Source organism: Flavobacterium sp. ov086 (assembly GCF_900187965.1).
Classification (GTDB): Bacteria; Bacteroidota; Bacteroidia; order Flavobacteriales; family Flavobacteriaceae; genus Flavobacterium.
In genome coordinates this window covers 144,581-169,491 of the sequence record NZ_FZNL01000012.1, presented here as the reverse complement: position 1 = coordinate 169,491, position 24,911 = coordinate 144,581, and the positions used below count along the sequence as shown (strand labels likewise).

17 protein-coding genes are annotated in these 24,911 nt (G+C 34.4%); 13 read left to right on the top strand and 4 right to left on the bottom strand.

Annotated features, from left to right (window positions below; all coding sequences use genetic code 11):
- Window positions 1-56 precede the first annotated feature (56 nt).
- Both CHB81_RS14560 and CHB81_RS14550 read right to left on the bottom strand, forming a co-directional pair.
- Complete coding sequence (locus CHB81_RS14560; protein ID WP_141130404.1) at window positions 57-3,743, bottom strand: PKD domain-containing protein; 3,687 nt, start codon at window positions 3,741-3,743, stop codon at window positions 57-59.
- Window positions 3,744-4,042: 299 nt separating this feature from the next.
- Window positions 4,043-4,750 (bottom strand): class I SAM-dependent methyltransferase, encoded by a 708-nt coding sequence (locus CHB81_RS14550; RefSeq protein WP_089352587.1) that lies wholly within the window; start codon window positions 4,748-4,750, stop codon window positions 4,043-4,045.
- Window positions 4,751-4,960: 210 nt separating this feature from the next.
- Between CHB81_RS14550 and CHB81_RS14545 the strand changes: the two genes are divergently transcribed.
- The gene (locus CHB81_RS14545) at window positions 4,961-5,842 is read left to right on the top strand and encodes a LysR family transcriptional regulator (RefSeq protein ID WP_089352586.1); all 882 of its coding nucleotides are present in this window, start codon (window positions 4,961-4,963) and stop codon (window positions 5,840-5,842) included.
- Window positions 5,843-6,203: 361 nt separating this feature from the next.
- The gene (locus CHB81_RS14540) at window positions 6,204-7,481 is read left to right on the top strand and encodes a DUF2130 domain-containing protein (protein WP_089352585.1); all 1,278 of its coding nucleotides are present in this window, start codon (window positions 6,204-6,206) and stop codon (window positions 7,479-7,481) included.
- Window positions 7,482-7,612: 131 nt separating this feature from the next.
- On the opposite strand, the gene CHB81_RS14535 is transcribed toward CHB81_RS14540, so the two are convergent.
- Together CHB81_RS14535 and CHB81_RS14530 are read right to left on the bottom strand one after the other, a co-directional pair.
- The gene (locus CHB81_RS14535) at window positions 7,613-8,047 is read right to left on the bottom strand and encodes an META domain-containing protein (RefSeq protein WP_089352584.1); all 435 of its coding nucleotides are present in this window, start codon (window positions 8,045-8,047) and stop codon (window positions 7,613-7,615) included.
- Between the two features lie 114 nt (window positions 8,048-8,161).
- Entirely contained in the window at window positions 8,162-8,944 is a 783-nt protein-coding gene (locus CHB81_RS14530) for an META domain-containing protein (protein ID WP_089352583.1), read from the bottom strand.
- 289 nt (window positions 8,945-9,233) lie between these two features.
- On the opposite strand from CHB81_RS14530, the gene nirB reads away from it, so the two are divergent.
- The 11 genes from nirB (at window position 9,234) to CHB81_RS14475 (ending at window position 24,894) form a co-directional block, all read left to right on the top strand.
- On the top strand, window positions 9,234-11,747 hold the full coding sequence (gene nirB, locus CHB81_RS14525) for a nitrite reductase large subunit NirB (RefSeq protein WP_089352582.1): 2,514 nt from the start codon (window positions 9,234-9,236) through the stop codon (window positions 11,745-11,747).
- 238 nt (window positions 11,748-11,985) lie between these two features.
- Entirely contained in the window at window positions 11,986-12,366 is a 381-nt protein-coding gene (gene nirD, locus CHB81_RS14520; protein WP_089352581.1) for a nitrite reductase small subunit NirD, read from the top strand.
- Between the two features lie 136 nt (window positions 12,367-12,502).
- Window positions 12,503-13,087 (top strand): DUF4202 domain-containing protein, encoded by a 585-nt coding sequence (locus CHB81_RS14515; RefSeq protein ID WP_089352580.1) that lies wholly within the window; start codon window positions 12,503-12,505, stop codon window positions 13,085-13,087.
- A 68-nt stretch (window positions 13,088-13,155) separates the two neighbouring features.
- Entirely contained in the window at window positions 13,156-14,961 is a 1,806-nt protein-coding gene (locus CHB81_RS14510) for an ATP-binding protein (protein ID WP_089352579.1), read from the top strand.
- A gap of 445 nt (window positions 14,962-15,406) precedes the next feature.
- Window positions 15,407-16,066: a response regulator transcription factor gene (locus CHB81_RS14505; protein ID WP_089352578.1), complete on the top strand. Its 660-nt coding sequence runs from the start codon at window positions 15,407-15,409 to the stop codon at window positions 16,064-16,066.
- 165 nt (window positions 16,067-16,231) lie between these two features.
- A complete protein-coding gene (locus tag CHB81_RS14500; protein ID WP_089352577.1) occupies window positions 16,232-17,710 on the top strand; it encodes a nitrate/nitrite transporter in 1,479 nt (492 codons plus the stop codon).
- 87 nt (window positions 17,711-17,797) lie between these two features.
- Window positions 17,798-19,057, top strand: coding sequence for an alginate export family protein (locus CHB81_RS14495; protein WP_089352576.1), 1,260 nt, complete (start codon window positions 17,798-17,800; stop codon window positions 19,055-19,057).
- Between the two features lie 137 nt (window positions 19,058-19,194).
- On the top strand, window positions 19,195-19,560 hold the full coding sequence (locus tag CHB81_RS14490) for a hypothetical protein (RefSeq protein ID WP_089352575.1): 366 nt from the start codon (window positions 19,195-19,197) through the stop codon (window positions 19,558-19,560).
- Between the two features lie 239 nt (window positions 19,561-19,799).
- A complete protein-coding gene (locus CHB81_RS14485) occupies window positions 19,800-20,513 on the top strand; it encodes an endonuclease/exonuclease/phosphatase family protein (RefSeq protein WP_089352574.1) in 714 nt (237 codons plus the stop codon).
- 3 nt (window positions 20,514-20,516) lie between these two features.
- Window positions 20,517-21,140: a bifunctional 2-polyprenyl-6-hydroxyphenol methylase/3-demethylubiquinol 3-O-methyltransferase UbiG gene (locus CHB81_RS14480; protein WP_089352573.1), complete on the top strand. Its 624-nt coding sequence runs from the start codon at window positions 20,517-20,519 to the stop codon at window positions 21,138-21,140.
- 235 nt (window positions 21,141-21,375) lie between these two features.
- Entirely contained in the window at window positions 21,376-24,894 is a 3,519-nt protein-coding gene (locus tag CHB81_RS14475) for a nitrate reductase (RefSeq protein ID WP_089352572.1), read from the top strand.
- Window positions 24,895-24,911 lie beyond the last annotated feature (17 nt).

Genomic DNA, 24,911 nt, shown 5'->3' with positions numbered 1-24,911 from the left:
AAGAGACTGTATCTTCAACAAATACAGTCTCTTTCTCTTTTATAAAAGTTTATGAATTACTTCTTTATTATTTTCTGAACATAAGATTTCTTATTTGAAGAAGTTACATTAAGAAAATAAACACCTTTTGCTTTACCTGATAAATTAATAGCTTTATCACTATCGTTTTCACCTGAGAAAGTTTCTGTATAAATCAATTTTCCTTCAACACTATGAACCGTAACAGTATAATCATCTGTAGAAGATGATGTTTTCAAATAAAACACATTACTGGACGGATTTGGATAAACCTGAACTCCTGCTAAAGTATTTAGTGCTTTTTTAGGTTTAGCTACAGCTAAATTTGGTCCATTATCAATTTTTAAATTATCAAACCAAATTCTGGTTCCATATCCTGAAGTATTTTTGAATTTAATCAAAACACTCTTTTGATTTTTCACCAAACTCAAATCAATTTTCTCTGCTCTCCAATCAGAATCTTTGGTCGGAATCCAATCATTCGTTTCATTTGTTGCGGTTGTTGCAGGATCATCCTGAATTGCCGGTGAAACAGTTTGTAATTGTAATTGATTTTTAGAATACACATTGGTCCACGTAACACCACAATCTGAAGACACCGCAATATCAATATGATCAGGCGCAGGAGTTGGATCAAACGCATTTAAATATTGTGTATAAGCCAGATCAAAGTATAAAAATGGAGTCGAAGAAGTAGAAAAATCCATTGACTTCAAAATCAACTCATCTACCTTACCCGTTGGATTATCGGCATTATTAATAATCATGCAAGACAAATCACCTTTACCAGCATCAGAACGTTTTTCCCAAGTTATGGCGTCTTTGTCAGGGTTACTAATTTCCCAATCCTGAATAGGAAAACTTCCTTCAAAATTTTCTAAAAACGGAACACTATTTTTACCTTTTATAATCACTACACCAGTTTTTAACATTGTAGATCCAGCTCCATAAGAATTAGAAGCCGTTAAAGTCACATTGTAAGTTCCCGGACTGTCATAAATCACAGCAGGAGTTTTACTTGTAGAAGTTGCAGGCGTACCACCCGGAAATGACCATGACCATGAAACAGGTTCTCCTGTTGAATTGTCTTTAAAAGCAATTGGCAAATCACTGCACAATCTCTCGTTTTCTACTACAAATTCCGAAAATGGAGTTTCTTTACTATCAAACGTGAATTTTACATTATCAATCCATATTCTAGAACCGTATCCTGAAGTGTTTTTAAACTTAAACAAAACATTCGATTGTCCTTTAAAGTTTGATAATAACACCCTTTCTGTTCTCCAATGGGAATCAGAAGTTGGAACCCAATTATTTGGATCAGTACTGACAAAAGTTTCCAATTCAGTATGTGTCTTTAAATAAACACTTTCCCAAGTCAGACCACAATCTTTGGAAGCCAGAATTTCAAGAACATCGGGACTTGCAGCATCAAATTTAGCATAAGCAACATCGAACGAAAAATCAGTTATTCCAACAGATAAATCAGCAGGTTTCAGAATAATTTCGTCTATCTCTCCAACCTTACTGTTATCAGCATTATTCATGATCATGCATGACGAAGAATTATGTCCAGCACCGGAACTTTTCTCCCAAGTTAATTTATTATCAGCATTAACAATTTCCCATTCAGCAGGAGGAAAAGAACCGTCAAAACCTTCGATATAAGAAATCTTGTCCGGATCAACAACGTTTATAAAATTACTTTTAGTAACGGTAGTTCCTGCACCGTTTGCATTTGTAGTAGAAAGTGTTACTGCAAAAGAACCCGGCGAACTATAAGTTACTATTGGATTTTTAGCTGTAGAACTTGCTGGCGTACCTCCGGGAAAAGACCAAGCCCAAGAAGTGGGATTTCCTGTTGAAACATCCAAAAAAGGAGCCGTAACACTGCTGCATCGAGTACCTCTTACTGCCGAAGCAAAATCAGAAACCGGAGTAGCGGCTTGTGTAATAGCAACATTTACATTATCAATCCAAATTCTGGTTCCGTATCCCGATACATTTGCAAACCTGATAGAAACATTGCTGTTTCCCTTATAAGCGCTAAGATCTACAATTTCTTTTCTCCAGTTAGCATCTGTAGCCGGTATCCAATTATTTGCCAACGCCGTAGGAACGGCTGTAGTTTGCAAAACAGTATGCGTTTTCGAATAAACATCATTCCAGATAAGTCCGCAATCTGTAGAAACCTGTACTTTTAAAACATCAGGACTTGCATCATCAAATTTTGTGTAAGCAACATCAAAAAATAACTGACTATTTTGTCCAGCAGTAAAATCAAGATAAGGCAATCGGATATAATCCAAAGCACCTATTACAGCATTATCAGCATTATTCATAATCATGCACGAAGTATCATTGTGCCCTACTCCATTTCGTTTTTCCCATGCCAATCCATTGTCGGGATTTGTAATTTCCCAACCAGCAGGAGGAAAAGAACCTCTAAAGTTTTCAACTAAATTCACACCTGATCTTTGATCAACTTCAATATAATTTACTACTTGTTTTATATTCGTTCCTAGAGAATTCGTAACCTCCAATGTTACTTTGTATTTACCAGATGTGTTATAAGTAACAACCGGATTTGCCGCTGTAGAAGTTGCAGGGCTTCCACCTTCAAAAGTCCATACTCTGGAAGTAGGTAATCCTAAAGAAAGATCTTTAAAAGCAATTGTTTTTCCTGAACAAATAGCCGTAGTATTACTACTGAAATTAGCAACTGGGGCCGCCTCAATTACCCCAACTGAACTCAGATTACTTTGCTGCCACAATACGCCTCTCGGATAAATGGCAACCGTCATATCATCTAACCAATACGTCATTGCATTCGTCTGATCTCTGGTATACATATTCTGACAATTAGTATTGTAATCCATGTGATTTTCGGCATTGGCATAAACACCACAGCTATTCAATACATTTCTGGCACAGCCTTCAGCAACTTTAGTTGGAGGCGTATCAGCCATTCCGTCATTAACAGGATCACAATCGTCCTGAAAAGTATGCTTTAAACCAAAATAATGACCAAATTCATGCGTCATTACTTTTGCAAAAGTAGCGCTTGCATTAGAGCCACAAGTACTTCCTATATATCTGTGATTGTAAGCAACACGCGGAATCGCATCCTGAATTGGCAAAAATGCATGTCCCGAACCAACAGATCCTTGTCCAGTATTTGGCTCATCGACAACCAAAACATCCAGATAATAGCGATTATTTTTGCCATACCATATATAGTCATAAATTCTGTTATCATATCCATCAACGATATGCGCCTCAGGATGCCAATCTAAACCAGCAATTTCAAGAGGATTTCCATCCGGATCAACGGTTGCCAAAACAAACTGAATATTCAATTTACTTTTAACCGCATCAAAACGCGGATCTGTAGTTGCGTATTCCGGAAACAAACCATTAAAATCTTTGTTAACCGTCACCAATGCATCATCAATTCTGCATTTCATTTGTTCTTTGGTAAACACATTATTGATATTTGTTCCATCTGCGAGAATATGAAATACCACCGGAATAATGTAAGGAGTTGCAGCAGATCTCTTTGTATTGCTTTTTTTCCAGGTTTTAATCTTCGATAAAGATTTTGCAAAAGCAGCTTCTTCCTTTTGAGATAAATGAGTACCGCATCCTATGGGGTTTTGGTTTTGACCAAAGGACACGAAAAATTGCAGCAGAAAAACTGCTGTAAAAAAGTAGGTTTTTTTCAAAATAATAGGTTTTTGTTAGTTGTTAGTTTAAAAACAATATTATCAAACAACCAATTAAAAAATTCGGCTAAAAACCCGCTTCCTCTCACGATCATTTTCGATAATATAATTTTTATAAAAATATTTAATCACAAAGCAAAAAATCGATATTATCTTATTGTAAAACAATTGTATATTATCTAGTTTCAATTCCTTAATTACCTTTCAAACATTAAAAAACAATAAAAAAAGCTGCCCTTTTGAGACAGCTTATATAAAAATCAGATTAAACTCTGACTTTTAATATTTCAAAATCAATATTATTTAACTCCGCCAAAGGCACCAAAACACATGTTTTTGTGTAAAATTTCAACGCTTGTAAAACCAATCTTTTTCATCAAATCTAATTGATAATTCATAGATCTTGGAGAATCTTCTTTCTCTACATAATCCAATACTTTCTGACGATATTCGGCACCGCCAATTCCTTCCAAATAATCACCATAACGTTGCCACGTATATTCATTCAACAATTCAGTATCCTGAGTTATTAAATCCGAAATCATAAAACAACCGCCCGGTTTTAATAATTTGAATATTTTCGTAAAAGTCGTTTCCCAATCTTCATCGTCTCTCAAATGATGCAAAACTGCTCCCGCCAAAATAATATCAAAATGACCTTCTTCTAAATTTACTTCACGAATATCACCGTGCTTCACCTCTACTCTTCCATTTGTTGCTGTAGAAACCCTTTCAAAAGCACGATCCAACATTGGCAAACTCAAATCGACCAAAGTGCAATTCAAATTCGGAACCTTAGAAAGCATTTTCAAAGTATAATTCCCCGCTCCACAGCCAATATCCAAAACATTCACTGCATTTGGAGCAATTCTCTTAGAAGCCTCAGTTATTAATTCTAAAGAAATTGTCGCATCGATTGTAGCAACCTGCCCAGTTTCTAAATTCGAAAATCGTTCGACATCATTGTCAAAACGTTCTCTAATCTCTTCAATAGTTGATTTTTTCATAGTTTTTTGTTTTAGGTTTCCACACAGATTTTGCAGATTAGGGCAGATTTAAAATGATTTTCTTTTTAAATCTCTGTAATGTAAATGAAAATCTGCGCTTATCTGCTTAAATCTGCAGAATCTGCGTGAACATTTTTTTTCAAAAGTACCTATTTCATATATACTTCAAAAATACTAATTTTATCAATTATCAATACTTAATAGGTATTTATGGAATTACGTCACTTGAAATATTTTTTGGCTGTAGCCGAAGAATTAAACTTTACCAAAGCTTCTGAAAAACTTTTTATTTCTCAACCTCCTTTGAGCAGACAAATTATCGAACTCGAAGAAGAAGTTGGGGCACGTTTATTTAACCGAAACAATAAAAAAGTCGAATTGACTGAAGCCGGAAAATATTTCGAAAAAGAGGTAAGAGAACTTTTTCAGAATCTCGAACACATTACATTAAAAACAAAGAAAATAGCCGAAAATACTTCTGGTGATTTCAGAATCGCTTATATCAGTTCTATTTATTCAACCGTAATTTCAGAATTGATAAAACATCTGAAAGAGCAATTTCCGTATGTCAATTTCAAACTTTTTGAAATCTCAACAACAAAACAAATTTCAGCTTTAGAACAAGGAAAAATTGAATTAGGAATCATTCGTTCTCCCATAAAGTCGCCCAAAATAAAATCGCAATTGTGGTTTCAGGATGGATTTTCGGTAGTCTACAATAAAAGTTCGATTCAAATTAATTCAGAAGAAGAAATTCCGAATCTGAAAGACGAAACTTTTGTGTTTTTCAATAAAGACTATGCACCGCATTATCATGAAGTTTTATTAGAGCTTTGCGCTTTTTATGGCTTTACGCCGAAAGTGGTTCACGAATCCAACAATATCAATTCGATTGTACAATTGGTAAAAAATGGATTAGGAATTTCGATTGTTCCGTCTAATATTGCCAGAAACAATCAGGATCCGGAAATAGATTTTGTCGAATTAAAGAAAGTCAATTTATATACTGATGTTTCGTTAATCACTTCAAGAGAAGACGAATCTGAAATCACAAAATCTGCTGTTGCTTTTTTATTGAATTTTAAAAAATAAAGTTGCCACGAGTTACACGAATTTTCACGAATTAATTTTTAGAAAATCTCACAAAGTCACAAAGACGCAAAGTTTTCTTCTCTTTTGAATAGCCTCCTGCTTTAGCAGGAGGCTATTCATGAAAATATTTTAAAAACTTTGCGCCTTTGCGCGATTAATAAATTTATGGTAATCCGTAAAATTTAAAAACTTAATGGAATTAAATTGCGCATAGCAATTAAAGCGAAACAAAAAATAATTAGTAAAAATTCGTGCAATTCATGGCAAAAAGTTATAATTTATCACAGCTTAATTTCCTAAAAAGAACGAACTTTTAAATATCTTAGCAGATTATTACATTACCTAAATAAAATCAATAAAAATGGCTGAGCAATCTTCAATTCAGTGTCCAAACTGCGGAACTACAATCGATGTAAATGATATTCTAAAACATCAATTGGAAGATAGTATCCGTAAAGAATATCAACAAAAAGCCAATGCTCAAAAACAAGAATTGGAACTTAGAAATGAGCAATTCGAGAAAGCCAAAGCCGAATTTGAAGCCAAAAAGAAACAGGAGAATGAGCTTTTTGCCGAACGTTTAGAACGTGAAAAAAAGACAGCTGAAAAAGAGATTACCGAAAAAATAAAAACGAAACTAGACGAAGAAAATAAAGATCGTTTGGTTGCGATGGAAAAAGAACTTTCTGAAAAATCAGAGAAACTTCGCGAACTCAATAAAATGGAGGGGGAAATTGCTAAACTTCAGCGTGAAAAACTGGAGATGAAAGACGCCATCGAAGCTCAAGCTCAAAAACAATTGAATGAGACTTTAGTTCTCGAACGTGACAAAATCCGTAAACAGGAAGAAGAAAAAAACGAACTTAAAATTAAGGAATACCAAAAACAATCTGACGATCAAAAAAAACTGATTGAAGAAATGAAACGCAAGCAGGAACAAGGTTCTATGCAATTGCAAGGTGAAGTAATGGAATTGGCAATTGAGGAATGGCTGGCAAATAATTTCCCATTAGATACTATTGACGAAATTAAAAAAGGTGCAAATGGTGCCGATTGTCTTCAGATTGTAAATACTCGTGAACTACAAAATTGTGGTTCTATTTATTATGAAAGTAAACGTACGAAAGCTTTTCAACCCGCTTGGATTGAGAAATTTAAAAATGATATTAGAACTAAAAGAGCCAATATCGGGGTTTTAGTAACCGAAGTTATGCCGGCAGGATTGGACCGTATGGGAATGCGCGACGGAATCTGGATTTGTACGTATGAAGAATTTAAAGGTTTAAGTGCTGTTTTACGTCAGTCATTGATTCAGGTAAGTCAGGCGGTTCAGGCACAGGAAAATAAAGGCGATAAAATGTCGATGTTGTATGATTTTTTAACTAGCAATGAATTCCGCTTACAAATAGAAGGAATCGTTGAAGGTTTTACTCAAATGCAAGGCGATCTTGATGCCGAAAAAAGAGCAATGCAAAGAATCTGGAAACAACGCGAAAAACAAATCGAAAAAGTGGTACACAATACTTTAGGTATGTACGGCTCGATTCGTGGTATTGCAGGAAATGCAGTTCAGACGGTAAGAGCTCTGGAACTGGATTTTATTGAAGAAGAAAAGGAAGATCCTAAGGAATTGGAATAACTATATGAAATGGCACGCGGATGACACGGATTTAAACCGATTTACACTGGTTTTTTTGCGCGATATTTGTCATTTCGAACAAGATGGTAATAAAAAAGGCTTCAACTAAATTTAGTGAAGCCTTTTTATTATTAATTTCCTTTTTTGAAAAGCATTGTTGGTCCAAACTGATTAGAAAGCAATAGCTTATTATTCTCTATTGTATAACCACTAGTGGTTTTTAACAACTGTGCAAACTCACCTTCTTTTTTTGCCTCACATTTTTTAGTTTCTGAAGTAAAATTCAAAAACTGAATTTGTCCCGCATCTTTAGAAAGTAAATTCCCTTTAATTGCATTACATCCTGTAGAACCGGAAAAAGTTGATGCTTTCAGTTCGATTTTTGGAAGGCTTGAAAAATCCTTTTCAGTAATAGGCTTACCATTCAAATTTTCTAAAACCCAACTTTGTTGTATTTTCTTTTCAATTGACCTTCCCACTGTATCTGTTGACGCATTTGCATCCTTAGTAGATTTGCAGCTGCACACTAATGAAACCGCAATAAACAACATTAAAACTCTTTTCATGTAAAATAATTATTTTATAAATATTATTTTACAAAACTATTTAGACTCTAAATCTAATAAGAAACCTATATGTCATTTTTAAAGCATTATAAGACATCTTTTAGCCTTACGAAACTAATCTACTTTTCTTAGAACCAAAAGTTTCCCGGACGGATTTGAAAGCGTTAATCTATTATCTCCTATTGAATATGTTGTAGTACTTTGAAGCGCTTTTATAAACTGATCTTCTTTATTACCTGGAGCACAGGCCATAAGAGTAGAAACCGTATTGGTAAATCTCAGCAAATCTTTCTCATAGAATATCGTTCCGGTTATAGAATTACAACCGCCAAATCCCATAAATCTATTTTCTTCCGCATGAATTTCGATTCGGGGCAATTCATTTTGAAAATCTGTTGCAAAAACTTTATAACCTTTTAGTTCTTCCAGAACCCAAATATCATGTAAGCGATAATCTGTAATATATTTTCCGCAACCCTCAATTTTTTTAGAGGCAAGATCTGAGTTATTTTTAATTTCGATTGAAACCTTATATGGCGAAATCATTCCTGACATCGAGTCCTGACAATCTAATTGCTGAATAGTAACTGTAGCGCTTGCCGTCGAATTACTTAATTTATACATTTTCACGTTAGCATCCATCGCGCGAATTGGTTCTACAGATTGGAAAATCAAATTTTCTTTACCTTCTATCAAAGAAGTAAAAACCGTTCTTTCCTTCCCAATTTTCAATCCCCAAAAAGGTTCATTTCCGGTCGCTTTAAAGTAAACCATCATTTCATCTTCTTGAGAATTGGTCATTGAAGTTGCTTCTTTTGTATCAGGGCTTTTAGTTGCTGCTGATTTACAACCAATTATCAAAGACGATAATAACAATAATGAAAGTACTTTTTTCATGGAGTCCGTTTTTTAAAATGATTTTGTTTGAAAATAGAATCTAAAACTAAGCTGAATTTGAAGTGAGTTTTTAGAATACTTATTTAGATCTAATTCAAATTTAAGAAAAATAATACAGTTTGAAAAGAAATTATACCATCAAAAAACTCCTGAATATCGCACCAATTCTAAGATTAAGATAAAATACGTATTTCATGTTGTTATTTTTCTAACAAAAAAATACAATACTTACGTATTTTTATAAGTACAAATACTTATATTTGCGTAGTAATACTTAATTAAAGAAATCATGATTAGAGTAATAGTAGTTGGAAACGGCATGGTTGGTTATAAATTTTGCGAAAAGTTCATTGCAAAATCAGGACAAGAAAAGTATCAAATTACCGTATTTGGTGAAGAACCCAGACGTGCATACGATCGTGTTCATCTAAGTGAATACTTTGGTGGAAAAACGGCAGATGATTTATCATTATCAACTAGTGAATGGTACGCAGAAAACAATATTACTTTGAATACTTCTGAACTAATTACAGATATTAACAGAGAAGAAAAAACCATACATACACATTTAGAAAAAACACATACGTACGATTACTTAGTTCTTGCAACAGGATCATCGGCGTTTGTACCACCAATTGAGGGTGTAGAAAAAGAAGGTGTTTTTGTGTACAGAACCATCGAAGATCTGGATGCAATAATGGCTTACGCCAAAAAAATAAAGCAAAAAGGTGCCTCAGAAGCAGCCGTTTTAGGTGGCGGATTATTAGGACTGGAAGCTGCTAAAGCAGTTCGCGATTTAGGATTAAATCCTCACGTGGTTGAATTTGCACCACGATTAATGCCAAGACAATTAGACAAAGGTGCAAGCGATATGCTGCAATCTAAAATCGAAGAGCTTAATATTGGTATTCATCTTAACAAAGCAACTCAATATATTGATGGAAAAGAATCGATAACGGGAATGATGTTTGCCGATAATGAATTGTTAAAAGTTGACATGTTGGTTATTTCTGCCGGAATTAAACCTCGTGATGAATTAGCCAGAGTTTCAGGACTTGAAGTTGGCTTGCGAGGCGGCGTTGTGGTAAACAATCAAATGCAAACATCAGATCCTTCTATTTTTGCTATTGGCGAAGTTGCCTTATACAATCAAAACATTTACGGACTTGTTGCTCCTGGTTACGAAATGGCAGATGTTGCCGCTGAGCAAATCTTAAATGGTTCTAAAACCATGAGAGAAACCATCGATATGTCGACACAATTGAAGTTAATTGGTGTTGAAGTTGCGAGTTTTGGTGATCCTTTTGTCGAAAATGACAATGTAACCGCGATTATTTATGAGAATAAATTAAGCGGAATTTACAAAAGAATCAACGTTACCAAAGATTCTAAAACCTTATTGGGCGGAATTTTGGTAGGAGATTCAAGTGATTATAATTCGCTTTTCCAGATTTACAGCAATGCAATGGCTTTACCCAAAAACCCAGAAGATCTAATCTTAGGTTCAAGAGACGGTTCTGAAGGTTCTAGCTTAGGAAGCGTTCTTGATTTGCCAGATACCGCTGTAATATGTTCCTGCGAAAATGTAACAAAAGGTTCTATTTGCTGTTCACTTTTAGATGAAACTTGTTCGAATTTTTCAGATGTTATAAAACACACCAAAGCAACTTCGGGCTGTGGAGGCTGTAAACCAATGGTCTCTGATTTGGTTAAAGCCACTCAAAAATCATTAGGAAAAGAAGTAAAAGATGTCATTTGCGAACATTTCTCTTATACCAGACAAGAATTATTTGACTTAATTAAAATCAATAAATACGAAAATTTCTACGACGTAATTGATCATCACGGAAAAGGTGACGGCTGCGAAGTTTGTAAACCTGTTGTGGCTTCGATTTTCTCCAGTATATATAATGATACGGCAAACAAACACGTAACTACACAAGATACAAATGATAGATTTTTGGCTAATATTCAACGAAACGGAACGTATTCTGTTGTACCAAGAGTTGCCGGAGGAGAAATTACTGCCGAGAAATTAATTGTTATAGGTGAAGTTGCCAAACAATTTGATTTATATACCAAAATTACCGGTGCACAACGTGTAGATTTATTTGGAGCACATTTAAGTGATTTACCAAAAATCTGGAAAATATTAATTGATAATGGTTTTGAAAGTGGTCACGCTTACGGAAAATCGCTTCGTGCCGTAAAAAGCTGTGTTGGAAATGCTTGGTGTCGTTACGGAATGGACGACAGCGCGGGATTTGCCATAGAATTAGAAAACAGATACAAAGGAATCCGTTCTCCGCACAAACTAAAAGGTGGTGTTTCGGCTTGTATTCGTGAATGTGCAGAAGCCCGAGGAAAAGATTTCGGATTGATTGCTGTCGAAGGCGGTTGGAATTTATACATCTGCGGAAACGGTGGAGCAAATCCAAAACACGCTGTTTTATTGTCCGAAAAAATAGATAAAGAAACTGTTATCAAATACATGGATCGTTTCTTAATGTATTACATCCGCACGGCAGGTCCGTTGGTTAGAACTGCGACATGGTTAGAAAAACTAGATGGTGGTTTAGAGTATTTAAAAGAAGTTATCATCGAAGACTCTTTAGGAATCTGCGAAACGCTTGAAGCTGAAATGCAGACTTTGGTAAACACGTTTGAATGCGAGTGGAAACAAGTTCTCGAAAAACCAAGATTATTAAAACGTTTCAACCATTTTGTAAACTCTGAAGAGAAAGATGATAATGTTGTTTTTGTTCCTTTAAGAGATCAAAAAATGCCAAAAGCATGGACTTAAAAAAGTTGTTTTAATCTCGCAAAGACGCAAAGTCAAATTATAAAAACTTAAAGAAAAAAACTTAGCACCTTTGCGTCTTTGCGAGCAATTTTCAATCTAGACAAAATTCAGCTCCAAAAAAAAAGAAAAAAATATCACTAACGTTTGCTGTCCTCTTACCCTCTTTTTTACTGCGCCATCATAACTCTCTTGATTGTAAAAAGAGGGATAAGAAACAGGAAACTAAAATTTGAATCAAATGGAAGAAATCTTAAATCAATATGAAACCGTTCACCCAAGTGATGCAACAATTTGGTTCAAAGCTGGAAAAGTAGAAGATTTCCCAACCAATCGTGGCGGCTGCATCAAATACAAAAACAAACAAATTGCCATTTTTAATTTTGCACGCCGCAACGAATGGTACGCTTGCCAAAATGCCTGTCCGCATAAAATGGAAATGGTTTTGGCGAGAGGCATGACCGGATCTACAGATGATATTCCGAAAATTGCGTGCCCGATGCACAAAAAAACGTTTTCATTAGTAGATGGCTCAAATTTAAATGGAGATGACGATTTAAAAATTGCAACCTATCCAATTAAAGTCGTTGAAGACGAAGTATTTGTTGGCTTTATAGACTAGACTTTTAAGAAGCAAGATTTGAAAAACTTTATCATCTTGCTTCTTGCTTCTTGCTTCTTTCATCTCACTTTCCACTTTCCACTTTCGACTTTTCTACTAATTACGTATATTTGAGATCTATTATTCTACCAAAAAAATGAACACACCTTTTCAAAAAGCCAGCGAGTGGATAGATGCCGAAAACGCACAGGATCCAAATATCGAAATTGACCAAAATTCCGAATATCCTAAAGAATTATTGTATTCGAACAGGATGTACGAAAGACTGATGCAGTTTGAACCAAAAGCATCTGAAGAAATTCAGATTGCTTCAAAAGCACAACACATTTGTCGATGGAAAGTAGCACGAGAATCTTACCCAATGGATCGTGTGGGTTATTTGAAATGGAGAGAAGAACTTAAAAAATTTCATGCTAAAACTACTGCCGAAATCTTAGAAAAAGCAGGATATAACCCGGAATTTATAGATCGTGTTTCATTCTTAATCGAAAAGAAATTACTTAAAAAAGATGCCGAAACCCAATTACTCGAAGATGTAATTTGTTTGGTGTTTTTAGAATATTATTTAGATCCTTTTGTGCATAAACACGACGAGGAAAAACTAAAAAATATCATCAAAAAAACCTGGGATAAAATGTCAGACAAAGGGCATCAGGAAGCCTTAAAAATCAAGTATTCTGTAGAAAACTTAAACCTAATAAAAGCTTCTTTAGGATTGTAAATTGGTTCTAATGACCAGGAACTAAAAACGAATTACATTTTCCGGAAAAAGACAGATATTATCTTCGAATGAAAAAAAGCAATCAGGAAGCTGCCGATAAAATTACTTTCAAAAATTTACGCCGACTGTATTTTTTTGCACTTCTTACTATTGCTGTAACTATAATTGCGAGTCAGGTTTTAGTTCAGTATAACTTAAATCAGCAATTAAGCGATTCAAAAATTATCAATATTTCGGGAAAGCAAAGAATGCTGAGCCAGAAAATTGTCAAAGAAGTTTTGATCCTGCATTATGTTTCTGATGAAGCCTTGCCAAAACAAATTTCGCATTTAAAAGAAGTTTTATCGCTTTGGAGAACGACTCAAAATGCTTTAGAAAATGGCAGTGATAGTTTGACTTTTCCAAAAGAAAAAAGCGAAACACTGAATACATTATATTCAGAAATCAATCCTGTTTTTAGCACTATTTCAGAAACTACTGATTTGTTTCTGTTGAATTTAGAACAGAAAAATGATAGCACTAAAAATCAAAAACTGGTACAAATAATTCTGCAAAACGAAGGTGTTTTTCTTTCGAAAATGAATCAAATTGTAACGCAATATGATCTCGAAGCGCACGAAAAAGTTACCGAACAACGCAAAATAGAATATTGGATTTTTGCTTTCACCCTATTTGTTTTACTTCTGGAATTTTTCTTCATTTTTAAACCAACCAATAAAAAAATCGAGAAACTTATTGCCAAACTTTTATCTTCTGAAAAGAAGGCCTTAAAACTTGCTTATGACACAGAAATCATTAGCGAAATCAAGGAAAACTCGGTAAAAGAATTAAAATCACTTAATTATGCCATGGAAAATACGCTGCTTTATTGCCGTATTGCTCCCGATGGTTCGATTATTCATGTTGGAGAAAAATTTGCCAAACTTTTAAATTATACCAAGTTTTCATCCAATAAAAAATTCTCAGAAATTTTAACGACTGACGAAAAAGAACAGCTTAATATTGAGCGTATTATATTCGAAAAACAACGCAGCGGCTGGCAAGGCGAAATCAAAATCGTTAATAAAGAAGCACAAACAATTTGGCTAGATTTATCGATGGTTCCGGTAATGATTAAAAAAGACGAATTGGAACTTTTAATCGTTTGTTTCAACATTACTGAACGCAAAAAAGCACAACGCGAAGTGGAACGTTTGAACATTGAAAACAGCACCGAAAAAATCAATCAGCAAAAGATTATTTCGAGTAAAATTGTCGAAAATCAGGAAAACGAACAAAACCGAATCGCCAAAGAAATTCACGACGGAATTGGGCAAATGCTTACCGGATTAAAATTCAGTTTAGAAAGTATTAATCTGGACGACAAGGAAAAAGCAGCGCAAAAAATAGAATATCTAAAAAAACTCTCTTTAGATATTATCAAAGGCGTTCGCACCGCAACTTTCAATCTGATGCCTCCGGAATTAAGCGATCACGGTATCGTTTCTTCATTGGCAAAACTTACACAGGAACTTTCTAAACTTACCGGAAAAGAAATCCTTTTTTACAACAAAACCGACTTTAACCAACGTTTAGATTCTTTAATCGAAATTAATATTTACCGTTTAACTCAAGAAGCCATCAACAATGCCATAAAATACGCCGAATCTTCACATATCATTGTGCAACTTTCACATAGCGATACACTCCTAAGCATTATTGTTGACGACAACGGAAAAGGTTTTGATATACACGCTGTCGATAAAAAACGTAACAGCGAATCCGGAATGGGACTATTGTTCATGAAAGAAAGAATCCAATATATCAACGGCCGCGTTTTCATTAAATCAATTCCAGGCGAAGGAACGAGGATTACTTTTAATATACCGATTTAGGAATTAGATAATTTGTCAATTAGAAAATTAGATAATTTACGCACCAATCTTTGTCAAAGTTTTAAACTTTGACAAAGGTTTTCGCAATATTGTCATCTCTGTTAGAACTTTACGTCAAACCCGACAGGTTTTAAAAACCTATCGGGTTTAGAAATCGCAATAGAAACTCCATTTAGAGAATCGTCAATCTTTGTCGAGCTACGAATGTGATTTCTCCTAAAGTCGAAATGACAAAACATCGCAACAACATCGTGTCTCAAAAGAAACATAAACAAAAGTCTACACCCAATTCCAAATTATCTAATTTTCTAATTCACTCATTATCTAATTGACAGATTATCTAATTTTCTAATTGACAAATTATCTAATTTAAAAAATTACGTATCTTAGCCTAATCTTTTTAGATGAATATACGTAAAAATTGAGAATCAAAATTAAGTAAAATATGAGTAATACTATTCGAGTAGTTCTGGCAGATGATCACGTTTTTGTAAGAGATGGAATTAAATCTTTACTGGAAAATGAAGCAAACATAGAGGTTGTAGGCGAAGCTATTGATGGAGCTGATGCGCTTGAAGTAGTAGCAACCAGCAAACCTGATTTACTTATAGTAGATATTCGTATGCCCAACTTAACCGGTATCGAGGTAGTAGAAAAACTTAGAAGCGAAAATAATACTGTAAAAATTATTATGCTTTCTATGCATGAATCTGAAGAATATGTCTTGAAATCTATTAAGGCTGGAGCCGATGGATATTTACTAAAAGGTTCCAGTAAAGAAGAGTTCCTGAAAGCATTACATACTGTTGCAGCAGGCGGAAAATATTTCAGCGGAGATATTTCTTCGATATTAATCAGTCAGCTCACTAATTCTTCGAATGCTTTAGAACCTAAGCAAAATTTAAGCGAAGAAATGATGATTACCAAAAGAGAAAAAGAAATCCTAACGCTTTTATTATCAGGAAAAGGTAATAAAGAAATCGCTGAAGTTCTGGAAATTAGCAAACGAACTGCCGAAGTGCACCGTTTTAATCTAATGAAAAAACTGAAAGTAAAGAATTTAATGGAACTTTCGAACAAAGCAACAGAATATTCACTTTTATAATTCTGTTTAAACGATAAAAATCGCCTTTTAAAAATAGTATTTTAATAAAATAGAGAATCAATTTTGTGATGTTGGTAAATCTACTTCTTAAACATAAAATACTTAGATAAAATTACGTATTAATACTTATAAGTACTTACATTTGGTAAAACAAATCTAAGTACTATGAAAAATACAAACTCTTTATCACAATCACACAAGATTTTATTTTTGAATACTTTAGCCTTCACCGTATGTTTTGCTTGTTGGACATTAAACGGTGTATTGGTAACTTTTTTAGTCGACAATGGCATTTTTCATTGGAGCGTTGTTCAAGTTGGCTGGCTATTAGGGATTCCTATTTTGACAGGTTCAATTATGCGTTTACCAATTGGTATTCTCACCGACAAATTTGGCGGCAAATATGTTTTTTCGCTTTTACTCCTACTCTGCTCTATTCCGTTATTCTTATTGCCTTATGCCAATAGCTTTTTAACGTTTGCAATACTTAGTTTTCTGTTTGGAATGGTCGGAACGAGTTTTGCTGTCGGAATTGGTTATACTTCAATTTGGTATCCAAAAGAATGGCAGGGGCGCGCATTAGGAATTTTTGGGATAGGAAATGCAGGAGCTGCAATCACAACTTTTTTAGCACCGTCGTTATTAAACTATTTTTCTTTAGAAGATCCTCAAAATGGCTGGAAAACACTTCCTGTAATTTATGCAATTGCCTTAGTAATTATTGGAATTGCTTTTTTAATTTTTGCAAAAAACAAAAAGCTGGAGAACGATACCAGAACCGTTTCTCAAATGCTTCAATCTTTAAAATGTGCCAGAGTATGGCGTTTTGGAGCGTATTACTTTTTAGTTTTCGGATGTTTTGTAGCTTATTCACAATGGCTTTTGCCGAATTTCATGAATGTTTATCAAACCAGTCTGGTTATGGGCGGATTGTTTGCAACGCTTTTTAGTTTGCCATCTGGCGTGATCAGAGCATTTGGCGGTTATTTATCAGATAAATTCGGGGCCAGAAAAGTAATGTATTGGGTTTTAAGCTCTTCTGTAATTTTAAGCGCTTTATTGATGATTCCAAAAATGGAAATTACAACGACAGGACCTGGAGTTTTAGCTACCAAAAAAGGCACAATAACTGCTGTCGCCAATAATAATATTAAAATTGGAGAAACCGAATTTCCTATTGCACAAAAAAAAGAAAACGAAGCCGAAAATGCAATTTTCCCAACCAGCACATCCTGGCAGCAAGTTGTTGTTAATGAGAATCAAACTGTAAAGAAAAAAGAACTTCTTGCTAAAGGAATTACGGTAATTAAATTTGATGCAAACATGTGGGTATTTCTCACCTTAGTAATACTAATAGGAATTTCATGGGGAATTGGGAAAGCTGCTGTCTATAAACACATTCCTGAATATTTTCCAAAAGATGTTGGTGTTGTTGGCGGCATGGTTGGTATGATTGGCGGTCTTGGCGGATTCTTTGGACCAATTATTTTTAGCTACTTATTGACCGCAACCGGAATCTGGTCGAGTTCATGGATCTTTATCCTTGTATTATCAGCTATTTGCTTGATTTGGATGCATTATACGATAACAAAAATCATGAACGAAAAACAGCCTATCCTGTCCAAAGTAATTGACAGAAACTAAAATTAAAAAATTGACAACATGATTTTTATCACAAAAACTTAAGTCTTTTTCCTATATTTTTACCTCGTTATTTAAATAAAACAAAATATGAAAAATCTAAAAATAATTCTTTTATTACTATTAGCAGGAATTGGCGTTGATAGTCAGGCCCAGGAATTAGATGTCAATTTACAAATAAGACCGCGTTTCGAATACAGAAATGGATACAAAACGCTTTTACCGGAAGGTCAGGAAGGAACATCGCAAATCTCGCAACGTTCAAGACTGAATTTTAACTATAAACAAGATGAGTTAACTGTAAAATTGACTTTTCAAAACACCAGAACCTGGGGAGATGTAGCAACAACAGCATCTGCTGACAAAAATGGAGTGGCAGTTTTTGAAGCTTGGGCACAATATGACCTCACTAAAAAATGGAGTGCCAGAATGGGACGTCAAGTACTTTCATACGATAATCAACGTATTATGGGCGAAATGGATTGGGCGCAACAAGGACAAAGCCATGATGCATTAATGGTATCTTTTCATCCTGAAAACCATCAGCTTGATATGGGATTAGCGTATAACTCTAATGCCGAAAACACTTTTCAAACTCCTTATACTGTAGCGAATTATAAAGCTATGCAATATGCTTGGTATCATACCACATTTGATAAAATTGGAGCAAGTTTATTGTTCTTAAATACAGGTTATGAATATGCAAATGCCGATGCAAAATTATTAGTAGATTACAAACAAACCTTCGGAACTTACTTAACCTACAAAACAGGAAAAATTGACAGTAACTTAAGTTTCTATGGTCAAACCGGAAAAAGTACAGATAAACAAGTTAGCGCCTGGGATGCTGCCATAAACTTTGGATATAACATAACTGATTCTTTTAAAGCTGGTTTAGGTTATGAATTTTTATCAGGAAAAGATACAAATGATCAAAGTACCGTTATCAAATCATTCAACCCAATATTTGGAACTAATCATGGTTTCAATGGTTACATGGATTATTTTTATGTGGGTAATCACTTAAACAGTGTAGGTTTGCAAGATGCTTTTCTTAAATTTAATTACAATGTAAAAAAATGGCAATTTGCTTTGATTCCACATGTATTCTTAGCTGCTGCTGATGTCGTAACGCCACTTAATGAAAAACTAGATTCTTATTTAGGAACTGAGGTTGACTTTACTGCTGGTTTCAATTTCAAAAAAGATATTACACTTACAGGAGGATATTCTCAAATGTTTGGAACTAAAACTTTAGAATTTATAAAAACCGGAGACGCTAGTCACACCAACAATTGGGCTTGGTTAATGATTTCTGTGAATCCTAGAATTTTTAGCTGGAAAAAATAGTTTTTCTTCAAATTTTACCTTTATATTTTACCCTTTTCCTATTTCGGAAAAGGGTATTTTTTTTATCCTTCCGAAAACTTGTTTTATGCTTTAATTAGTTATATTTGAATCGAATACGAACCCCCAATTCTATCCCCATGAAACAACTTTTAAAATTATCGATGCTAACTTTTATTGTTACTCAAACAGGTTTTTCGCAAAAATATAATGACACCTTAATCTCCAAAGATTCAGAAATAAATTTTGCAAAAACACAAAAAAGAGGAATTAAAAAAAACAACATTATTTACTTTGTCGAAAATGACTTACAGACAATATCTGCTTACAAGAAAAACAAACTAAAATGGCAGACGAATGTAGTTTCTATCTGTGGAAAACCAAAAAACGGTGAACCTGAAATAAGATATGTCGGATTTAATACAAACAAACTACTTGTTGTTATGGGAAAGCATAATTTTGCAGAAGTTGACATAAATAATGGTTTAACAAGACTTGTTGGTTAAGATTAAAATTCTCGGCTAACGGGAACGGAATTGAAATAATAAAAAAGATATTTCTCCAAATCAAAAAATCCGGAGAAATATGATGCTCAATTCATGTTTAAAATTAAAACTGAATTAGAAAATAATACAGAAAATATACCAATCTCTGAAATGCAGAAATTAAAAAAATGAAAGTAACTTTAAACAAAATTTAAGTACGCTTAAACCATGTATCAAAATTTTGTTTAAAACTTCATTCAATGAAAATCATAGCTTGGAATTGTAATATGGCTTTTAGAAAAAAGGCAGAATTTATTCTGGCCTTTGATCCGGATATTGCCGTTATTTCTGAGTGCGAAAATCCCGAAAAATTAAAATTCGACATTGATACCAAATTACCCACAGATATACTTTGGTACGGTACAAATCCACACAAAGGATTGGGTGTTTTCTCGTATAGTGATTATAGATTTCAATTGCTGGATTGCCATAATCCAAGTTTCAAAAATATACTCCCGATTGCTGTAACTGGCGGAAAAGTCGACTTTACCTTGTTTGCCGTTTGGGCTAATAATCCCGAAGACAAAGACGGACAATATGTTACGCAGGTTTGGAAAGCGATTAATTATTACGAAGACCTAATCAAGGAAAATAAGACGGTTTTAATTGGCGATTTCAACAGCAATACGATCTGGGATAAACCCCGACGGGAAGGAAATCATTCGACTGTTGTAAATAAACTCGAAGCCAAAAAAATCTTTAGTACTTATCACAAATACTACAATCAAATACAAGGCAAAGAAGAACATCCAACTTTGCATTTATATCGCCACGAAAACAAGCCTTATCATCTTGATTATTGTTTTGCTTCTAATGATTTCATTGAAATTATGGAAAGCGTCGAAATTGGAAATTATCAAGACTGGACTTTATACAGTGATCACACACCTTTAATAATTAATTTTAATATATAAACAATGAACAACTCGTGGACTGAAAGATGGAACGATCGCTACAGCAATGAAGAATTTGCGTACGGCGAAGAACCCAATAATTATTTTAAAGAACAAATAGAAAAATTAAACCCAGGAACAATCCTTTTTCCTGCTGAGGGCGAAGGTCGAAATGCAATTTATGCCGCAAAATTAGGCTGGAAAGTTTCTGCTTTTGATATTAGTGAAGAAGGAAAAAACAAAGCCCTAAAACTTGCTGAAGCCAACAATGTAACTATTGATTATCAAGTTGGAGAATTAGAAACCTTAGATTATCACACGGAACAATTTGATGCAATTGCCTTAATTTATGCTCATTTTCCGGCTGAAATAAAATCGGAAATTCATAGAACTCTTGAAACTTATTTACGCAAAAACGGAATCATAATTTTTGAAGCTTTCAGCAAAAAACATTTGGAATATTTAGCAATAAACGATAAAGTTGGCGGACCAAAAGATATTGAATCGTTATTTTCCATCGAAGAAATTCAAGCTGATTTTCCAAATTATGAAATCATTGAATTAACCGAAAAAGAAATCGAATTGAACGAAGGTTTATTCCATAACGGAAAAGGTTCAGTAATTCGATTTGTCGGAAGAAAAAAATAAATTATAAATTCCAATGTAGAGACGCACTGCTGTGCGTCTCTACAGAACTATACTTATACAATACTCCTCCATTTTACCTCTCACAATCCTCTTTTTATTTTTTATCCAAAAACTTAAAATAAAATTTCAAAAATTACGTATATATACGTAAAAATACTTATTTTTGTACTACATCATTATACGTGAATTATCTTAGTCAAGTAAATTCAACTTATAGTATTCAAAAAAAGTTACAATGCAAAATACCAAAATCAAAACTACCTGTTCCTATTGTGGCGTTGGCTGCGGAATTATCGTGACCAATGATGCTAAAAATGGCGTGATGGTTACGGGCGACAAAGACCATCCTGTAAATAAAGGAATGTTATGTTCTAAGGGAATGAATTTGCATTACGTAGTCAATGATACTTCAGACAGAATTCTATATCCCGAAATGCGCGGCAGTAAATCTTATCCGCTCGAGCGTGTGAGTTGGGATGCTGCACTTGATCGTGCTGCTGCAGTTTTCACTTCCATTATAAAAAAACACGGCCCGGATAGCGTTGGTTTTTATATTTCAGGACAATGTTTGACCGAAGAATATTATCTGGTAAACAAATTGGTAAAAGGCTTTTTGAAAACCAATAATATCGATACCAACTCCAGACTTTGCATGAGCTCGGCGGTTGTGGGTTATAAAAAGACTTTTGGTGAAGATTCTGTTCCAATTGCTTATGACGATATCGAACTCGCAGATACTTTCCTGATTACCGGAGCAAATCCGGCTTGGTGCCATCCTATTTTGTTTAGAAGAATCGAAAAACATAAAGAGAAAAATCCGAAAATAAAAATTATTGTAATAGATCCAAGACGAACAGATACGGCAGCTTTTGCCGATTTACATCTGCAAATTATTCCCGGATCTGATATTATTTTATATCATGCAATCGCAAAACGCATTATCGAAAAAGGTTATGTAGATCATGATTTTGTAAAGAATAATGCGGAGAATTTCAAAGAATATAAAAACTTAGTTTTAGGAACTTCATTAGAAAAAGCCTCAAAACTATGCGGAATTTCGGTAAACGATATAAAACTTGCCGCAGATATTATTGGTAAAGCCAAAGGATTTATTTCGCTTTGGGCGATGGGATTAAATCAAAGTGCTGTTGGTGTTGATAAAAACACCGCTTTACTGAATTTATCTTTATTAACGGGACAAATTGGAAAACCGGGTTCAGGACCTTTTTCATTAACAGGTCAACCCAACGCAATGGGCGGACGAGAAGTGGGTGGAATGGCAACTTTACTCGCTGCACACAAAGACATTGCAAATCCGGAACATCGAAAAGAAGTTGCCGATTTTTGGGGTGTTGATTCTATTTCGGACAAACCCGGTCTAACGGCAACCGAAATGTTTGAAGCCTTAGAATCCGGAAAAATGAAAGCCGTTTGGATTATTTGCACTAATCCAATGGTAAGTTTACCGGATTCGCGTCGTATCGAAAAAGCTTTGCAAAATGCCAAGTTTGTAGTGGTTCAGGATATTTCGCATAATGCAGATACTTCAAAATATGCCGATTTATTATTACCTGCCGCAGGTTGGTTAGAAAAAGAAGGTACAATGACAAACTCTGAACGCCGAATTTCTTATTTGCCTAAAGGAATTAATGCGCCCGGAGAAGCGCTTCCGGATATTGAGATTTTAATTCGCTTTGCGAAAAAAATGAATTTCCATGGTTTTAATTTTAATAGCGCCGAAGAAATTTACAAAGAACATTGTGCGCTGACCAAAAATACCAACATCGATATTTCGTTTTTAAATTATCATCGTTTAAAAACCGAAGGAACTTTTCAGTGGCCTGTTCCAGATTACGGACATCCCGGAACTCCTCGCCTTTTTACTGATAAAAAATTCTATACGCCATCGCAAAAAGCAATTTTCAATTTACCTACAGCGATCGAAAATACATCAGAACAACCAAGTCCGCAATTTCCGTTTATATTAACAACAGGAAGAGTTCGTGATCAATGGCATACGATGACCAAAACCGGAAAAGTGTCGCGATTAATGACGCATACACCAAGTCCCGTTTTAGAAATTAACCCGATTGATGCTTATAAAAACGATATTAAAAATGGTGATATTGTCGTTGTTTCCAGCAAAAATGGAGAAGTTCGCGTAAAAGCAAAAGTAACAGATTCTATCAAAGAAAAAGTCGTTTTCCTGCCAATGCATTGGGGGAAGCAACTCGAAAATGATTTAAACCGAACCAATAATTTAACGAATACCGTTGTTGATCCTGTTTCAAAGGAACCTGATTTTAAATACACTACGGTTTCAATTACCAAATATGTAAAACCTTTTCAGAAAATTGCCATTATTGGTGCTGGAGCAGCTTCTTTCAGATTCATTCAGAATTATCGTGAATTTAATTCGACTGATGAAATTATTGTTTTTTCTAATGAAATGAATCCGTTTTACAATCGCGTTTTGCTTCCTGAATACATGACAGGCGAATTTACGTGGGAACAGCTTTTGAAAGTTAAAGATGGTGAAGCATTAAATAAGCTGAAAATCACCATGAAAGCCGGCGTGGCGATTGATAAAATAAATGCTAATGAAAAAACGATAACAGATAGTTTTGGCGAAATACATACTTACGATTCGTTAATTATGGCAACCGGAAGCCGTCCTTTTGTTCCTGAAAACGCTCAGCTTCATTTACCCGGACGATTTACAGTGAGACGAAAAGAAGATGCTGACCGTTTAAAAAAACATCTTGATAGTACTAATTTATCGCCCGAAGAGCAACATGTTGTAATTATTGGCGGAGGTTTGTTAGGTTTGGAATTAGCCGCCGCATTAAAACATAAAAAGGTAAAAACTACCATAGTTCAAAGAGCTTCCCGATTGATGGAGCGTCAGTTGGATTTAATTTCAAGTAAATTATTGGCCGAGGAAGTTCAACTTCGTGATATTCAGATTTATTTTGATAATGAAGTCAGTACCGTTTTTGAAACTGATAATCCAAACGAGGTCGAAATCGCCTTGAAAAGTGGCAGAATAATTACTGCAAATGCGATTGTTTATACTATCGGAACAATTCCGAATATTGAAATTGCACGCGAAACAGGACTTGCCTGCGGTCGTGGCGTAAAAGTAAATCAGTATTTACAATCATCAAATCCAGATATTTATGCTATTGGCGAAATAGCAGAATTTAACAATAAATTATTCGGAATTACATCTGCCGCCGAAGAACAAGCCGATATTCTGGCCAATTTTATGGCAGGCGATATCAGCAGTTATTACAAAGGTTCAATTTTAATGAATATTCTAAAATTAGAAGATATTAATCTGTGTAGTATTGGCGATATTGAAATTCCGGAAAATGATGATTCATACGAAGAAATTGTCTTTGCCGATCTGAAAAAACGTTATTACAAAAAATGTATTGTAAAAGATGATTTGCTTGTTGGAGCAATTTTAATGGGAGATAAAAATGAGTTTGCCGAATTTAAAACGATGATCGAAAGCAAAATCGAATTATCCGACAAACGAAATTCATTGTTAAGAGGAAGTTCAAATGCAAAGCCTGTTTTAGGAAAATTAGTTTGTTCCTGCAGTCAGGTTGGAGTCGGAAATATTGAAGAAACCATTAAAAGCGGCGTAAACAATTTTACGGATTTATGTAAAAACACCGGTGCCGGATTAGGCTGCGGAAGCTGTAAAACAGAGGTGAAAGAGATACTCGCAAAGTGTAAAATTTAGTTTCAAGTTTCAAGTTT

What these genes read in the sequence shown, in the direction of transcription:
- CHB81_RS14550 (WP_089352587.1), bottom strand. Translation starts at nt 4,750, where the DNA reads ATGAAAAAATCAACTATTGAAGAGATTAGAGAACGTTTTGACAATGAT.
- CHB81_RS14545 (WP_089352586.1), top strand. Translation starts at nt 4,961, where the DNA reads ATGGAATTACGTCACTTGAAATATTTTTTGGCTGTAGCCGAAGAATTA.
- CHB81_RS14540 (WP_089352585.1), top strand. Translation starts at nt 6,204, where the DNA reads ATGGCTGAGCAATCTTCAATTCAGTGTCCAAACTGCGGAACTACAATC.
- CHB81_RS14535 (WP_089352584.1), bottom strand. Translation starts at nt 8,047, where the DNA reads ATGAAAAGAGTTTTAATGTTGTTTATTGCGGTTTCATTAGTGTGCAGC.
- CHB81_RS14530 (WP_089352583.1), bottom strand. Translation starts at nt 8,944, where the DNA reads ATGAAAAAAGTACTTTCATTATTGTTATTATCGTCTTTGATAATTGGT.
- nirB (WP_089352582.1), top strand. Translation starts at nt 9,234, where the DNA reads ATGATTAGAGTAATAGTAGTTGGAAACGGCATGGTTGGTTATAAATTT.
- nirD (WP_089352581.1), top strand. Translation starts at nt 11,986, where the DNA reads ATGGAAGAAATCTTAAATCAATATGAAACCGTTCACCCAAGTGATGCA.
- CHB81_RS14515 (WP_089352580.1), top strand. Translation starts at nt 12,503, where the DNA reads ATGAACACACCTTTTCAAAAAGCCAGCGAGTGGATAGATGCCGAAAAC.
- CHB81_RS14510 (WP_089352579.1), top strand. Translation starts at nt 13,156, where the DNA reads ATGAAAAAAAGCAATCAGGAAGCTGCCGATAAAATTACTTTCAAAAAT.
- CHB81_RS14505 (WP_089352578.1), top strand. Translation starts at nt 15,407, where the DNA reads ATGAGTAATACTATTCGAGTAGTTCTGGCAGATGATCACGTTTTTGTA.
- CHB81_RS14500 (WP_089352577.1), top strand. Translation starts at nt 16,232, where the DNA reads ATGAAAAATACAAACTCTTTATCACAATCACACAAGATTTTATTTTTG.
- CHB81_RS14495 (WP_089352576.1), top strand. Translation starts at nt 17,798, where the DNA reads ATGAAAAATCTAAAAATAATTCTTTTATTACTATTAGCAGGAATTGGC.
- CHB81_RS14490 (WP_089352575.1), top strand. Translation starts at nt 19,195, where the DNA reads ATGAAACAACTTTTAAAATTATCGATGCTAACTTTTATTGTTACTCAA.
- CHB81_RS14485 (WP_089352574.1), top strand. Translation starts at nt 19,800, where the DNA reads ATGAAAATCATAGCTTGGAATTGTAATATGGCTTTTAGAAAAAAGGCA.
- CHB81_RS14480 (WP_089352573.1), top strand. Translation starts at nt 20,517, where the DNA reads ATGAACAACTCGTGGACTGAAAGATGGAACGATCGCTACAGCAATGAA.
- CHB81_RS14475 (WP_089352572.1), top strand. Translation starts at nt 21,376, where the DNA reads ATGCAAAATACCAAAATCAAAACTACCTGTTCCTATTGTGGCGTTGGC.